This is a genomic window from Pseudomonas sp. GW822-FHT02D10, assembly GCF_058802345.1.
Genome location: NZ_JBXAOB010000002.1, coordinates 23,375 through 38,176, shown reverse-complemented (window position 1 = coordinate 38,176; position 14,802 = coordinate 23,375). Strand labels below are relative to the sequence as shown.

Genomic DNA, 14,802 nt, shown 5'->3' with positions numbered 1-14,802 from the left:
TTTGTTTAATGCCAAGCTTTTGCCGGCCCGGAAGAAGGCAGTACGTTACACTGTTGCATTACTGTCATCAGCGTATTGCCTTTGTCATGAAATCTATTCCTCTGCTTTTTTTGCTGCTTGTTCTGGCGGGCTGTGCCAGCGGTCCTCGAATCGACACCAGCCATCCTTCGGTGAATCACGACAACCGCGTGCAGTTTATTGTGGTGCATTACACCACCGCCTCGCAGGAGCGTTCGTTGGCGTTGTTGACCCATGGCGAGGTCAGCAGTCATTACCTGATTGGCGACGACAAGAACGCCACCATTTTCAAACTGGTGGATGAAAGCCGCCGGGCCTGGCATGCCGGGGAAAGCGAGTGGGATGGCCGGACCTGGCTGAACTCAAGCTCGATTGGCATCGAAATCGTCAATCCGGGTTTTCACGATACGCCTGCCGGGCGTGTCTGGTATCCCTACAGCGAGGCGCAGGTTCAGTCTTTGATCTTCCTGATCAAGGACATCAGCAAGCGCAACAACATCAGCCCGCGAAACATCATCGGCCACAGCGACATCGCGCCGCTGCGCAAGCTTGACCCGGGTCCGTTGTTCCCGTGGAAGCGTCTGGCCGACGAAGGGCTGGTGGTCTGGCCCAATGCCGAGGCGGTGGCGCGTCAGCAAGCGTCATTCGAAGCGCAACTGCCGAGCATCACCTGGTTCCAGCAAGAACTGGTGCGTTTGGGCTACACGACGCCGCAGACCGGCGAGTTGGATGTGGCCACCCGGCATGTGCTGGCAGCCTTCCAGATGCACTACCGACCTTCACGGTTTGACGGTACGCCAGACGCGCAAAGTGCCGCGATCCTGCAGGTGCTCAACCAGACAAAATAATGACGCCCGCCCGACGGTCAGGGCTATTCCCTAATCACTAGCTATAACTCATTGGTAATCCTTCGGATATTCAATGATGACGGCCGCTAGCGAAACCCTGCGCAGTTGGTTCTATCGCCCTTGGTCTTTGGCGATACTAGCGGCTGCGCTGAGTGCGGCTTTGCTATTGGCCGGTAGTCTGGGCGTGGCGCTGCGGCAGGTCCAGCAACGCGAAAGCGAACAGATGAATGCTCAGGGCGAACGATTTGTGGAGCGCCTGGAGCAGCTGTTCGGCCAACTGCGTGAAGGCCTTGATGATCTGGAAGCACAGCCGTTGCGCAGTTGCGACACGGAGATGATCGCAACCTTGCAGCAGGTCAGTTTCAATTACCGTTTTGTGTATGAAGCGGCCTATATCGACGCCACGCAAATGTGCTCCAACCGACCGCGGCAGGATGCGCTCTCGGCGATCCGGCCACCTGACATCAAAGGGCCGATCTACAGTTATTGGCTCAACACCTCGACCGAGCCCGACGAAAACCGCGCAGCGTTGATGCTGGGGCGCGGTAACTTTCGTGTAGCGACTTCACGCGGGCATTTGACCGACATGGTTGACCTGACGCCCGACAGCAGCCTGGTGGTGGTCGATCATGGCACGCGGGCGATCCCGGTCCTCGGGGCGCCTCAAGCCTGGCCGCCGGCCGATCCCTGGTCGCCCTTCAGCAGTGAACCGTTGCAGGTCACGAAAACCCGGCTGATCTATCGCATGCCAACCAACAATCCCGAATATCAATTGGTGTTGATCAGTCCTCGAACCGCACTGCACCTGCCCACGCTGTGGTGGTGGCTGGTGCCGGCAAGCCTGGTGCTGGGCGTGAGCATTGGTGGTTTGGTGTTTCTGCTGGCCCGTCAGCGGCAGTCGTTGGGCGGCGAGTTGCAGGGAGCCCTCAAACGTGGCGAGTTACAGGTCCTGTATCAGCCGATCTTCGACCTCAAAAGCCGTCACTGTGTCGGGGCCGAAGCCTTGTTGCGCTGGCGCCGACCGGACGGCACGCTGACCAGCCCTGACCTGTTTATCCCCATGGCGGAAAACACCGGCCAGATTCGTCAGATCACTGACTTCGTGTTGGAGCGATTGCTTGAACAGCTCGGTAAGTTACTGCGCGCCAACCCGCAGTTGTATATCTCGGTCAACCTCGCCGCCTGCGACGTCATGGTGCCGCGAATCGGCCAGGTCATGGCGCGTTTGCTGGCCATGCACCGGGTCGCTGCACGGCAGATCGCGTTTGAAGTGACCGAGCGGGGGCTGATCGATGTGGTGGTCGCGCGGGAGAACCTGCAAGCCTTGCGTGATGCCGGGCATCAAGTGCTGATCGACGACTTTGGCACCGGATATTGCAGCCTGGCCTACCTGCAAACCCTGCCGGTGGACTGCCTGAAAATCGACAAGGCCTTCATTGATGCGCTGGGCCACGACGCCGCCAGCAGCGGCGTGGCGCCGCATATCATTCGTATGGCGCATGCCTTGCAGCTCAAGGTGATCGCCGAAGGTATCGAATATGAGGCCCAGGCCACGTTGCTGAGCAGCGAAGGGGTGAACTACGGCCAGGGTTGGCTATTTGCCCGTGCCTTGACCGCGGCGCAGTTCATTGAGCTGATCACCCGAGGCCGTCGACTGGCGCCACGGCGGCTGGATGACGAGGCCTGAGCGTCCGTTACAGCGGCAGCGCCATATAAAACTGAGTGCCTTGCCCCGGCCGGGAATATACGCCCATGCGGCCACCGTGCAGTTGCACGATCTCCTTGCACAGCGCCAGGCCGAGCCCGGCGCCGCCCTTCTTGCGCCCGACCTGAACGAAGGGTTCGAAAATCCGCCCCTGCTGGCCGTAAGCGATGCCTTCACCATTGTCTTCAACACTGACGATCACCCTTTCGCCATGCCGGCGCGCCTGCAAGCGTATCTGCCCATTGTGGCCGGTATGACGCAGAGCGTTGTCGATCAGGTTATCCAGTACCCGGTCGAGTTGCACCTGATCAGCCTGCAATCGCGGCAGCGGTGCATGCACTTCCACCAGCAACTCGATGCTTTGCTCATGGGCCCGTTCGGCAAAACGCCCCTGTGCTTGCTCCAGGAGGTCATCGATGTTGCACGGCGCCAAGGTGAGTTTTTGCAGACCATTTTGATAACGAGAGAAGTTCAGCAGGTCGTTGATTAACTGCATCAAGCGCTGCATTTCCTCATTCACCGTGTTCAGCAGGTCGGCTTCGCGAGAGTCCTCGGCAAAGTGTGCGCGCTCGCGGAACAGGCCGAAGGCCATGTGCATGCCGGTGACCGGCGTACGCAGCTCATGGGAGGCGCGCAGTACGAACTCACTGCGCACCCGTTCAAAGGCCCGTTGCTCGGTGACATCGTGCAGCACCATGACGGCACCGAGGATATGCTCCTGGGGATGAATGACCGGTGTCAGGCTGTAGGTCAACAGCCGCGACTCGCCATCGACTTCGATGCTCAGGTCTTCAGGTGCACGCTCCAGTGTTCCACCGCGTAGTACCGTTTGTAGTTGTTCATCGAGCTCCGGCCGTTGGAGCGCGGTGCCCAGGCCTTGACCGAGGCGATCTTCATCCCAACCCAACTGGCGCTGTGCTACCGGGTTGAGGTGCTCCAGATGGCCCTGACGATCAATCATCAGCAAACCGTCATCAATGCTGTCGAGCACGGCTTGCAAGCGTTGCTGGCCGGCGAGCAGTTCATCGACGTTGATTGCCTGATGCTCACGCAGGGCTTCGGCCATGATCCCGAAGCGCCGCGTGAGCTGGATCATCTCCGCCGCCGGGGAAATCGGCAGGGTGACATCGAAGTTACCCTGGCCGATGTTATCCGCAGCCTTGGCCAGTGCCTCGATTGGCTCACCGAACCGTCGGGCGATGGCGTGAGCGGTGATGAAGCCAATGGTCAGTACTGCCAATCCGACCAAACCGAGCAAACCGGCAATCAGCAGCGCATGTTCACGGGCATTGCGTTGGGTCTCGTTGATGTTGTCCAGCGCCTGTTTGTGTTCGGCGATCAGGCCGTTGCGCAGCACGTTGAATTTTTCGGTGAGGTCCCGATTGCCGGTGAGCTTGCCGGACGGTTCCTGCGTGCGGCTGAAGGCTTTGAGAAAGGACAGGTAGTCAGTGCGGGCTTGCTCGAAGCCGTGATGGTCGCCATTAAAACTGTTTTCGTGCTCGATGCCTTGATCCAGCAGCTCGAAGTAGTGCCGTTCAGAGGTTTCCAGCGCCTCAAGGTCGGGCTTTTCGCCGAGCATGATGATCAACTGATCGTCCAGGGTCTGGCGCAGCTTGAGTTCCAGGTCCAGGGTGATGAAGTTATCGCGGATCAGCGCTTCCTGGTTACTGGCTATCTGCATCACGCTGACCAGCCCGAGTACCAACCCGAGCAACGCCACGGTGATCAGTGCCGAGATACTCAGAAACAGCCGTGTGCGCAACTTTATCGTCAGCTTCATAAGGAGCTGCTCACAAGTTGTACTGTTTGCGTTTGCGGTACAGCGTCGAGGCGTCGATACCCAGGGTCCTGGCAGCCTGATCGAGGGTGCCGGCGCTGGCCAGTATCGCGCCGATGTGGGCTTTCTCCAGTTCATCCAGGCTTAGCGCCGCACCGACTCTTGGCGCGTTGCTGGTGGTTTGCTCGGCCATGCCCAAGTGGCTGATCTCGACCTGCTCCTGTGGGCAAATGATGCTCGCGCGTTCGACCACGTTGCGCAGTTCGCGGATATTGCCTGGCCAGCGATAGCCGAGCAGCGCCTCGCGTGCTTCGTCGCTGAAGACGCGGGCCGGCCGTGCGTACTCCTTGACGAAGCGCGCCAGGAAGCGGTCGGCCAGGGTCAGGATATCCTCGGCCCTTTCGCGCAGTGGCGGCAGGTGCAAGGTGATGACGTTCAGTCGATAGAGCAGGTCTTCGCGGAAACGACCGTCGCGGACCATGTCTTCGAGATTGAGGTTGGTTGCAGCGAGGATCCGCACGTCAGCGCGACGAGTCACCGGGTCGCCGACCCGTTCGTATTCCTTGTCTTGAATGAAGCGCAGCAGTTTGGGCTGCAAGGTCAGCGGGAAATCGCCGATCTCATCGAGGAACAGCGTTCCGCCATCGGCCTGGTTGACCCGGCCGAGCGTGCTTTCGCTGGCACCGGTGAAGGCGCCGCGGCTGTGGCCAAAGAGTTCGCTTTCCATCAGTTCGGTCGTCAATGACGGGCAATTAATGGTGACACAGGGTTTTTTCGCGCGTTTGCTCCAGCCGTGAATGGCCCGGGCCAGTTCGCCTTTACCGGTACCGGACTCGCCGAGAATGAGGATGTTGGCATCGGTGCTGGCGACCTGGCGGGCGGTTTCCAGTACGACTTTCATCGCCGGGCTGTGGGAATCCAGGCCATCGTTGGGCTTGCGGACTTCACCTTCGAGGGCTTCAAGGCGTGCCGAGAGCTGGCGGACTTCCAGTTGTTTGGCAGTGGCCAGGCGCAATTGGTCGGGGCTGCAAGGTTTGACCAGATAGTCGGCGGCGCCGGCCTGGATTGCATCGACGGCGGTGTCCACGGCCGAGTGCGCGGTGACGATGACCACGCGCATCCAGGGCGCCTGCACGCGCATCTGTGCCAGGACGTCGAGCCCGTTGTCTTCGCCCAGGCGCAGGTCGAGGAAGCACAGGTCGAAGACCTGTCGTTGCAATAAGACGTCGGCCTGGGCTGCGCTGTTGGCGGTGGCGACGGTATAGCCTTCGTCTTCCAGGCAGTAGCGGAAGGTGCGCAGGATGGCGGATTCATCATCTACCAGCAGAATGCGGCCTTGATGCTCGTTGGCTGATTCCATTTTTCCTACACTCCTTAAATGAATGCTCTTAATTTAGTCTCGGAAAAATCGGGCAAGTTGCATGGTTGATTCTGGGCGCTTCTCGTCATATCGGGGTGGTTGTCTGTTAGAAATTCTAATAACTGTATGATTTTAATCATTTTTATTTTTATAGCGGTGGCCCTGGCGTTTTCCCGTCTCTTTTTCTGACATCCGTGACCCTTCATACATTCCAAAAATTTTCGATTTCCTGAAAATCGATCGTGCATTACGCATGATCCAGCTCGAGCCATCGTGCAGGATGCGTCCGCATGTATTTCTTTTTATTAAATAACTATTTGATTTTATTGAATTTTTATCTCGTGAAGAAGCTGGCATGCAGGCTGCAATGGTCTGGTTAAGCCGGGGGCAGTTCAAGAAGGAGCCCCCCTAACCAATAGCCACCAGTGTGGGAGGAGTTTCAGGATGAATCGCCAACGTGCCGCCCAATTGCGTATCTCGCCACTGTCTATCCAGCAAGGATTGTTTGCCGTTTTTGCTTTGTTGATCACCTTGATCGGCGGCCAGCAGTTCTTGCGCTGGGAACAAAGCCAGCAGCCAGAGGCAGCGATTGCACCGGCTCATCACTTGACCCAAACCCATTTCAGCGCAGTCAGCAACCGGTCTGCTGATGCGACCCCAATGAGAATGATGAGTGTGGACCAGGCAAAACCTGAGTCCGGAATGCTGAATCAGGAGCGTTGGGTGTTCTAGGTAACAGGCTTGGCGCGATGTTCATGTGCCGGGAATAACTGCACCTCTAAATAGAAGCGTAAGGAGAATCACCATGTTGAGCTGGGCAATCACCTTCTTGATCATTGCCATTGTCGCTGCCGTACTGGGCTTCGGTGGTATCGCGGGCACCGCCACAGGTATCGCCAAGATTCTCTTTGTCGTGTTCCTGGTAATGTTTGTTGCTTCGTTCTTCTTTGGTCGCCGCGGTCGAGGCTAACGTCAGAATCGGAGTGACCTACGGGTACAGGGAGTGCCTGCGCAAGGGCCGGGTCAGGACAAGCAGCGCCGCCGATTTGACCGTCTCTTATGACGTGACAAATCGGCGGCGCGCTTATGTGTGCAAAGCATCGCCCTAGAGCGGCCAATTGATTTTTATCGCTGTGCCTGCCGGCAAAAAAAATATCGACAGCCGTCACACAGCATTTCGCGGCGTATCCGGGCGACCGTATATCGAGAAATTTGGCGTTAATTCCCGCTCACTTTTCACTATGGCTCGTAGGATTTTTCTCTGTTTTTGTCCCTGTTCCGCTGCTCAAAAAACCTCCAATCTCCTCTGCGATGGCCGGTTCACGGCACTTATGCCTGCCGAAATGTCGTATTCGAACCGCTTGTGATGGTCATTTTGTTTGAAAATCTCATGCCGATTCGGCATAGGGTAGGCGTTTACGGCATTAGACGTCGCTCCCGTGCATCGGAATAGTTGCGCCTTTTTTATCTGCCAGAGAGCCGTAATTACGCGCTCCGGGCGACCTTATCCGGGGGCAGATGCACAGACTTTTTCGCAATAGAGCGTTCCAGTTTGTGCATCTTCCCGAGTCCATTTATAAGAAAAGGGTAATGATATGAAGAAGGCAAAGCTTAGCCTCGCCTGGCAGATCCTCATCGGTCTGGTGCTGGGGATTGCAATTGGGGCGCTGCTCAACCATTTCAGTGCCGAAAAGGCTTGGTGGATCAGCAACGTTCTGCAACCGGCAGGCGATATCTTTATCCGTCTGATCAAGATGATCGTGATCCCGATCGTGATCTCCTCGCTGGTCGTCGGCATTGCCGGTGTGGGGGATGCAAAGAAGCTCGGGCGCATTGGTCTGAAGACCATCGTTTACTTCGAAATCGTCACCACCATCGCCATTGTGGTAGGTCTGGTGCTGGCCAACGTGTTCCACCCGGGTTCCGGCATCGACATGAGCACCCTGGGTACTGTGGATATCTCCAAGTACCAGGCGACCGCAGCCGAGGTTCAGCATGAACACGCGTTCATCGAAACCATCCTCAACCTGATTCCATCGAACATCTTTGCCGCCATGGCGCGTGGCGAGATGCTGCCGATCATCTTCTTCTCGGTGTTGTTCGGTCTTGGTCTGTCGAGCCTGCAATCGGACCTGCGCGAGCCGCTGGTGAAGATGTTCCAGGGCGTCTCGGAAAGCATGTTCAAGGTCACTCACATGATCATGAACTACGCCCCGATCGGCGTATTCGCACTGATCGCAGTGACCGTTGCCAACTTCGGTTTCGCGTCCCTGCTGCCGCTGGCCAAACTGGTGATCCTGGTTTACGTCGCCGTCGCCTTCTTCGCCTTTGTGGTGTTGGGCCTGATCGCTCGCCTGTTCGGTTTCTCGGTGATCAAGCTGATGCGCATCTTCAAGGATGAGCTGGTGCTGGCCTACTCCACCGCGAGCTCCGAAACCGTGTTGCCGCGCGTGATCGAGAAGATGGAAGCCTACGGTGCACCGAAAGCCATTTGCAGCTTCGTGGTGCCGACCGGTTACTCGTTCAACCTCGATGGTTCGACCCTGTACCAGAGTATCGCGGCGATCTTCATTGCCCAGCTGTACGGTATCGATCTGTCGATCAGCCAGCAGTTGCTGCTGGTACTGACCCTGATGGTCACCTCCAAAGGTATCGCCGGCGTGCCGGGCGTGTCCTTCGTGGTCCTGTTGGCAACGTTGGGCAGCGTGGGCATTCCATTGGAAGGCCTGGCGTTCATCGCGGGTGTCGACCGCATCATGGACATGGCCCGTACTGCACTGAACGTGATCGGCAACGCCCTCGCCGTACTGGTCGTCTCCCGTTGGGAAGGCATGTACGACGACGCCAAGGGTCAGCGCTACTGGAACTCCCTGCCGCACTGGCGCAGCAAAGAGAAGCTGCCGGCTGGCGAAATCTCCAGCAACTGATAGCTAAACCCTGTGGGAGCGGGCTTTTGTGGGAGCGAGCTTGCTCCGGGCGGCGATCCGACGATGACTGAGTAACAGCCAACATTGATGTCGACTGATACACCGCTATCGCGAGCAAGCTCGCTCCCACAGTGAACTGCGCCAGTCCTCACACACAAACCCCGGAGAAATCCGGGGTTTGTCGTTTCTCCCCACCCCGCTATCATTCGCGCATCTTCTGGGGGGATTTGACTGATGCTCAATGGCCTGTGGCTTGGCTTTTTCATCGTGGCGGCCGTTTCGGCACTGGCGCAATGGCTGATCGGCGGCAACGCCGGGATCTTCGCGACGATGGTGGAAAGCATCTTCGCCATGGCCAAGCTGTCGGTCGACGTGATGATGTTGCTGTTCGGCACCCTGACCCTGTGGCTGGGCTTTCTGCGAATCGCCGAAAAGGCCGGGATCGTCGACTGGCTGGCCAAGGCGCTCGGCCCGCTGTTCCTGCGCCTGATGCCGGAAGTGCCGCCAGGCCATCCAGCCATCGGCCTGATCACCCTCAACTTTGCTGCCAACACGCTGGGTCTCGACAATGCCGCTACGCCGATTGGCCTCAAGGCTATGCGTGCGTTGCAGGAGCTCAACCCCAGCACAACGGTCGCGAGCAATGCACAAATCCTGTTCCTGGTGCTTAACGCGTCATCTCTGACCCTGCTGCCCGTGACTATCTTCATGTACCGCGCCCAGCAAGGTGCTGCCGACCCGACGCTGGTGTTCCTGCCGATTTTGCTGGCGACCAGTTGTTCAACCATAGTCGGCCTGCTGTCGGTGTCGTTCATGCAGCGTCTGCGGCTGTGGGACCCGGTGGTTCTGGCCTATCTGATTCCGGGTGCGCTGGTACTGGGTGGATTCATGGCCCTGTTGACGGCGCTCTCAGCCACTGCGCTGGCGAGCCTGTCATCGATCCTCGGCAACCTGACGATGTTCGGGATGATCATGCTGTTTCTGGTGATTGGCGCGCTGCGCAAGGTCAAGGTCTACGAAGCCTTCGTCGAAGGCGCCAAAGAAGGCTTCGACGTTGCCAAGAACCTGCTGCCGTATCTGGTGGCGATGCTCTGTGCGGTGGGTGTGCTGCGGGCGTCCGGGGCGCTGGACTTTGGTCTGGACGGGATTCGTCATCTGGTGCAGTGGGCCGGATGGGACACGCGTTTCGTCGACGCCCTCCCGACCGCGATGGTCAAACCCTTCTCCGGCAGCGCTGCACGGGCAATGCTGATTGAAACCATGAAGACTCAAGGTGTCGACAGCTTCCCGGCGCTGGTGGCGGCGACTATTCAGGGCAGTACCGAAACCACCTTCTATGTGCTGGCGGTGTACTTCGGAGCGGTGAGTATTCAGCGTGCCCGACATGCCGTGGGTTGCGCGCTGTTGGCGGAACTCGCCGGGGTGCTGGGGGCGATCGGGGTTTGCTACTGGTTCTTTGGTTAACCCGGAAAAACCTGTGGGTTTCAGGGTTTCAGGGTCGCGTTCTTCTGCCCCTGCTCTACCGTCCACGCAATCACCTGCGCCGTGAGCGTGTCACTGGCCTGACCGAACCCGGCCACCACCGCGGGCACCTTCACATCGCTTAATGGCTGGCGTACTTCAAAACGTCGGCTGGCGAGGATCCGCTGGTCATTGCCACGCACCAGCAGCGCATCCAGGCTAATGACTACTTGCGCGGTGTTGCCCTGATATTCCGTCTGGAATGCCTGCAAATTTCCCCCCAGCTCCAGGTCCGTTTGCAAGTTGCTGTCGTCGGTGCTCAGCAGCTGCACGCGGCCGTCCTGTGCAAAGCCGGCGAGTAGCCGATTGCGCAGCAGGATCGGCGTCGGGTCGCTCCAGCGCGAAGCCTTGTAGCTGCTGATCAGATCGCCTTGAGGGATCACGGCAATTTTGGCGCTATTGAGCACGTCACTCGCCTGGGGTTTGGCCAGACGCAGCGACCAAGGCACAGGATTGGCACGCGTCGACGACGCAGCACTCGGCACGGACGGCAGGCGATAAACATCCAGCGGGTCAGCCTTGGGTAATATCGAGCAGGCACCGGTCAGCGCGAAACTCGCCAACAGCGAGCAATGGGCGAAGGCGCGGTAGACAGGCTTCATGGTGTGAACTCCTTATCCTTGTCGCCACCCAGCAAGTAACCGCTGGGGTTGGAATCCAGGCGACGCGAGATGGCGCGTAACGAACTCAGGGTGTCGCGCAACTCACGTATGGCCGGGGCCAGGCCGTTGAGCCCCTGCATGCCGTTATTCAGCGCATCCTGATTGTCTGTCAGCAAGCTGTTGATGGTCGCGCTGCTCTGCTCCAGCGACTTCATGGCTTGCTCGGCACTGCCGAACATCTGTTTGCCTTGATCGTTGAGCATACCGTTGGCGTTACGCATCAACGCAGAAGTCTGCTCCAGGGTCGCGCTCGCCTGTTTGCCAACCGACGCCAGCTGTTGCATTGCCTGGCGCAGATCCCCGCGCTGTTCGGCAACGCTTGCGGTGGTTTGCTGCAGATTCTCAAGGGTGCCGCTCAACCGATCGACGTTTTCCGGCGACAACATCTGGTTGGCGTTATGCAGCAACAGGTTGACGCTGCTCATCAGGTCATCGCTGTTGTTCAGCAACCGCGAGATGGGGGATGGCGAGGCGACGATCTCCGGCAGATTGCCGTTCTTGCCTTCCAGCTCCGGACTTTGCGGGGTGCCGCCGCTGAGCTGAATGATCGAGGTGCCGGTGATACCGGTCAGCGCCAGTTTCGCCTGGGTGTCTTCCTTGATCGGCGTATCGCCGCTCAGACGAATCTGCGCCAGTACCCGGCGTGGGTCTTTGGGGTCAAGGCGCAACGTCACCACATCGCCGACCTTGATCCCGCTGTACTGCACCGCACTGCCTTTGGACAGGCCACTGACCGCCTCGTTGAAAACCACCTCGTAGTCCTTGAAGGCGGTGTCGACGCTGGACTTGGCAAGCCACAGACCGAACAGCAACGCACCGGCCACCACCAATACGGTGAACAGACCGATCAATACATGATGGGCTCGGGTTTCCATGTCATACCTCGTTGAGCTGTGATGCGGCTGAAAGCGCCGCGCGGCCGCGTGGGCCATGGAAGTATTGGTGAATCCACGCGTCGTCGGTTTCCGACACGGTGTCGATGGCGTCGGCCACCAGCACTTTTTTCTGCGCCAGCACCGCCACCCGGTCGGTGATGGTGTACAGCGTGTCGAGGTCGTGGGTGACCAGGAAGACGCTCAACCCCAACGCATCGCGCAGGGTCAGGATCAACTGATCGAACGCCGCAGCGCCGATCGGATCAAGGCCGGCGGTCGGTTCATCGAGGAACAGGATGTCCGGGTCCAGCGCCAGGGCGCGAGCCAGCGCCGCACGTTTGATCATGCCACCGGACAGCGAAGCCGGGTACTTGTCGGCAGCCGACAGCGGCAGACCGGCCAGGGCCAGTTTCACCGCCGCCAGATGCTCGGCGTCCGCACGGCTCAGGCCGGCGTGTTCAATCAATGGCAGGGCGACGTTTTCGGTCACGGTCAGCGAAGAGAACAGCGCGCCCTTCTGAAATAGGACGCCGAAGCGTCGCTCCACCATCGAGCGTTCATGCTCCGACAGGCTCGGCAGGTTTTTGCCGAACACCTTCACCACGCCTTCGTTGGGCCGGCGCAGGCCGACAATGCTGCGCAGCAACACCGACTTGCCGCTACCGGAACCGCCGACCACAGCGAGAATCTCGCCCTTGTACAAATCCAGGTCGAGGTTTTCATGCACGCTCTGGGGGCCGAAGCGATTGCACAGCCCACGGACTTCGATCACTGCCTCGCAAGGCTCACGGAGTAAACGACTCACCAGCCCATCTCCATAAAGAACAACGCGGCCACCGCGTCGAGCACAATCACCACGAAAATCGATTGCACCACGCTGGAGGTGGTGTGGGCACCGACGGATTCCGCACTGCCGCTGACCTTGAAGCCTTCCAGGCAACCGATGGAGGCGATCAGGAACGCGAAGATCGGTGCTTTGACCATGCCGACCAGAAAATGTTGAACGCCGATGTCCGATTGCAGCAAGGACAGGAACATCGCCGGTGAGATGCCCAGTGATATCGCACAGACCACCCCGCCACCGATAATCCCGGAGAGCATCGCCAGAAACGTCAGCATCGGCAGCGTCACCAGCAATGCCAACACCCGTGGCACTACCAGCAGCTCGATTGGATCGAGGCCCAGGGTGCGGATCGCGTCGATTTCTTCGTTGGCTTTCATCGAGCCGATTTGCGCGGTGAAGGCACTGGCGGTGCGCCCGGCCATCAGGATCGCGGTCAGCAGCACACCAAATTCACGCAGGAAGGAGAACGCCACCAGGTCCACGGTAAAAATGCTCGCACCAAAACTGGCGAGCACCGTGGCGCCGAGGAAGGCCACCACCGCGCCCACCATGAAGGTCAGCAAGGCGACGATGGGTGCGGCATCGAGGCCGGTTTGTTCGATGTGCGCGATCATCGGGGTGATCCGCCAGCGCTTGGGGCGAAGCAGACTGCGAGTGATGGTTTCCAGAATCAGGCCGACAAAGCCCAGCAGTTGCAGGGTGTCCTGCCAGACTGCATCAACCGCCCGCCCGATGCGCGTCAGCAGTTGGATGCCGACGCTGATTTCGGGTTCTTTGACGGGGATGCAGAAGTCGGTCAGCGAGCAATAGACGGTTTGCAGCAGTGCGCGGTCGGCTGCGGACAGGCTGCAATCGGGGTGTTCGGCGGACTTGCCGAGGCGCTCGGCACCGAGCAGTTCGACCAGCAGCGAGGCGCCGGCGGTGTCAAGTGCGCCGAGACCGTTGAGGTTGATGGGCGTGCGGTCGTCGTACTGGCCTTTGAGGGAATCGCTCAGGCGCTTGAGGTCGGCGTAATGGACGAGCGTCCAGTCACCCGTGACCCGCAATTGCGCAGGGGTGTTCGAAGTATCGAGTTGGGCACTGCCGGCAATCGTGCTGCTCATAATCTCCGTGCTTGTTCTACTGATACGCAGTGCTACGTAATAGCACGATCCCGGTTACTTTGCCTCGCTCGGCGTATTGCCGTTTTGACCTGAGTCGGTCACGTCGAAGCGCAGGACGCCAATCACCTGACCGTCTTCGGTCAGTACCCGCACCTGCCAGTCGCCCACCGAGTCACCGGGGAAGTTCTGTTTATGGCTCCAGGCTCGGTAGCCTTCCTTGCGCCCGCCGTGGATATCCAGGGCAATGCGGTCGACCTCTTTGCCGTTGAATTGCCAGACGTGATAAATCCGCTCGTCCAGCCCGCGCGGCGCGTTGATCGCGGTGTAAGCGTAGAGGCCGTCCTTGCGCAATTGCGCGACACTGACTTCATCGAGGCTGTCGCCGGGCGTACGGTCCTGCAGTTGCGTGCTGATCGCCACTTGCGTCATCCACAGGGTGGCCGGCGGCACCCAGGAGCGCAGCAGCCAGCCGGCGCTGCCGATGACCAGGGTGATACTGAGCGCGCTCAGACCGCCGCGGATCGTGCGAATCGGAAAGATCGACGCCAGGCTCGGAAAGGACAGCAGCATGGCGGTGCCCAGTGCCAGTTTGAAGCTCTGCGCGGTGGTCAGGTTCAGGATGATCGGCAATGCGGTCAGCAGTGCGGCGAACAGGGTCAGGGTGTGCATCGCCAGGAACAGCCAGCGGCGCGGTGCCAGCCATTTGTAATACAGCGGGTCGGTGATCGAAACCAGCGCTGCTGCTCCGAGCAGCCCGGTGAACACCAGTTGCCCGCTGTTCCAGGTGGTGGTGACGAAAAAGAATGGCAGGACGAAAAACAGACTTTCCTGATGGATCATCTGCGTCGCATAGCGCAGCAGCGGCTGGGGGATTTCGCGTTTGAAGACCTTGGCGAATAGCGCTGTCAGGCTGTTTTCCAGCATCAGCCAGACCCAGCTGACCAGCATGACGAGCGCAATCCAGGTCGCGAGGCTTTGTTGGCGGTCGACCAGAATGAAGCTGCCGACCCCTGATATGAAGCCACCGAGCGCAATGACCCCAGGATAGCGCTTCATCAGTTCGAGGATGCGCTGTACGTAAAGGGTCAGGATAGGCATTCGGCAGTTCGCAATGGTCGGAGGGAAAAACCCCGACAGGATAACGCTGGCACAGTGATGTTGC

At 59.2% G+C, this 14,802-nt stretch carries 13 protein-coding genes; 6 read left to right on the top strand and 7 right to left on the bottom strand.

Annotation, left to right across the window (positions count from 1 at the left end):
- The first annotated feature begins 86 nt into the window (after window positions 1–86).
- Window positions 87–866, top strand: coding sequence for an N-acetylmuramoyl-L-alanine amidase (locus AC1RPZ_RS03335; protein WP_493134878.1), 780 nt, complete (start codon window positions 87–89; stop codon window positions 864–866).
- A 73-nt stretch (window positions 867–939) separates the two neighbouring features.
- Window positions 940–2,553 (top strand): EAL domain-containing protein, encoded by a 1,614-nt coding sequence (locus AC1RPZ_RS03330; RefSeq protein ID WP_493134876.1) that lies wholly within the window; start codon window positions 940–942, stop codon window positions 2,551–2,553.
- A gap of 7 nt (window positions 2,554–2,560) precedes the next feature.
- On the opposite strand, the gene AC1RPZ_RS03325 is transcribed toward AC1RPZ_RS03330, so the two are convergent.
- The gene (locus AC1RPZ_RS03325) at window positions 2,561–4,351 is read right to left on the bottom strand and encodes an ATP-binding protein (RefSeq protein ID WP_493134874.1); all 1,791 of its coding nucleotides are present in this window, start codon (window positions 4,349–4,351) and stop codon (window positions 2,561–2,563) included.
- Between the two features lie 10 nt (window positions 4,352–4,361).
- A complete protein-coding gene (gene algB / locus AC1RPZ_RS03320; protein WP_493134872.1) occupies window positions 4,362–5,708 on the bottom strand; it encodes a sigma-54-dependent response regulator transcription factor AlgB in 1,347 nt (448 codons plus the stop codon).
- Between the two features lie 444 nt (window positions 5,709–6,152).
- Here algB and AC1RPZ_RS03315 point away from each other — a divergent pair, with 444 nt between their 5' ends.
- The 4 genes from AC1RPZ_RS03315 (at window position 6,153) to AC1RPZ_RS03300 (ending at window position 10,099) form a co-directional block, all read left to right on the top strand.
- Window positions 6,153–6,440, top strand: coding sequence for a hypothetical protein (locus tag AC1RPZ_RS03315; protein ID WP_493134868.1), 288 nt, complete (start codon window positions 6,153–6,155; stop codon window positions 6,438–6,440).
- A gap of 73 nt (window positions 6,441–6,513) precedes the next feature.
- Window positions 6,514–6,678: a DUF1328 domain-containing protein gene (locus AC1RPZ_RS03310; protein WP_007989444.1), complete on the top strand. Its 165-nt coding sequence runs from the start codon at window positions 6,514–6,516 to the stop codon at window positions 6,676–6,678.
- A gap of 625 nt (window positions 6,679–7,303) precedes the next feature.
- A complete protein-coding gene (gene gltP / locus AC1RPZ_RS03305) occupies window positions 7,304–8,635 on the top strand; it encodes a glutamate/aspartate:proton symporter GltP (protein WP_493134866.1) in 1,332 nt (443 codons plus the stop codon).
- Window positions 8,636–8,869: 234 nt separating this feature from the next.
- The gene (locus AC1RPZ_RS03300) at window positions 8,870–10,099 is read left to right on the top strand and encodes a nucleoside recognition domain-containing protein (RefSeq protein WP_493134864.1); all 1,230 of its coding nucleotides are present in this window, start codon (window positions 8,870–8,872) and stop codon (window positions 10,097–10,099) included.
- A 20-nt stretch (window positions 10,100–10,119) separates the two neighbouring features.
- On the opposite strand, the gene AC1RPZ_RS03295 is transcribed toward AC1RPZ_RS03300, so the two are convergent.
- Genes AC1RPZ_RS03295 through AC1RPZ_RS03275 form a run of 5 tightly spaced genes read right to left on the bottom strand, consistent with a single transcriptional unit; the run spans window position 10,120 to window position 14,738 of the window.
- Window positions 10,120–10,758 (bottom strand): ABC-type transport auxiliary lipoprotein family protein, encoded by a 639-nt coding sequence (locus AC1RPZ_RS03295; RefSeq protein ID WP_493134863.1) that lies wholly within the window; start codon window positions 10,756–10,758, stop codon window positions 10,120–10,122.
- Window positions 10,755–11,693, bottom strand: coding sequence for an MlaD family protein (locus tag AC1RPZ_RS03290; RefSeq protein WP_493134861.1), 939 nt, complete (start codon window positions 11,691–11,693; stop codon window positions 10,755–10,757). The genes AC1RPZ_RS03295 and AC1RPZ_RS03290 overlap by 4 nt, the downstream gene beginning before the upstream one ends.
- A 1-nt stretch (window position 11,694) precedes the next feature.
- Window positions 11,695–12,498: an ABC transporter ATP-binding protein gene (locus AC1RPZ_RS03285; protein WP_493134859.1), complete on the bottom strand. Its 804-nt coding sequence runs from the start codon at window positions 12,496–12,498 to the stop codon at window positions 11,695–11,697.
- On the bottom strand, window positions 12,495–13,640 hold the full coding sequence (locus tag AC1RPZ_RS03280; protein ID WP_493134857.1) for an ABC transporter permease: 1,146 nt from the start codon (window positions 13,638–13,640) through the stop codon (window positions 12,495–12,497). Before AC1RPZ_RS03280 ends, AC1RPZ_RS03285 begins: the two co-directional genes overlap by 4 nt.
- A gap of 54 nt (window positions 13,641–13,694) precedes the next feature.
- Window positions 13,695–14,738: a DUF5924 family protein gene (locus tag AC1RPZ_RS03275; protein ID WP_493134855.1), complete on the bottom strand. Its 1,044-nt coding sequence runs from the start codon at window positions 14,736–14,738 to the stop codon at window positions 13,695–13,697.
- Between the last annotated feature and the right edge of the window lie 64 nt (window positions 14,739–14,802).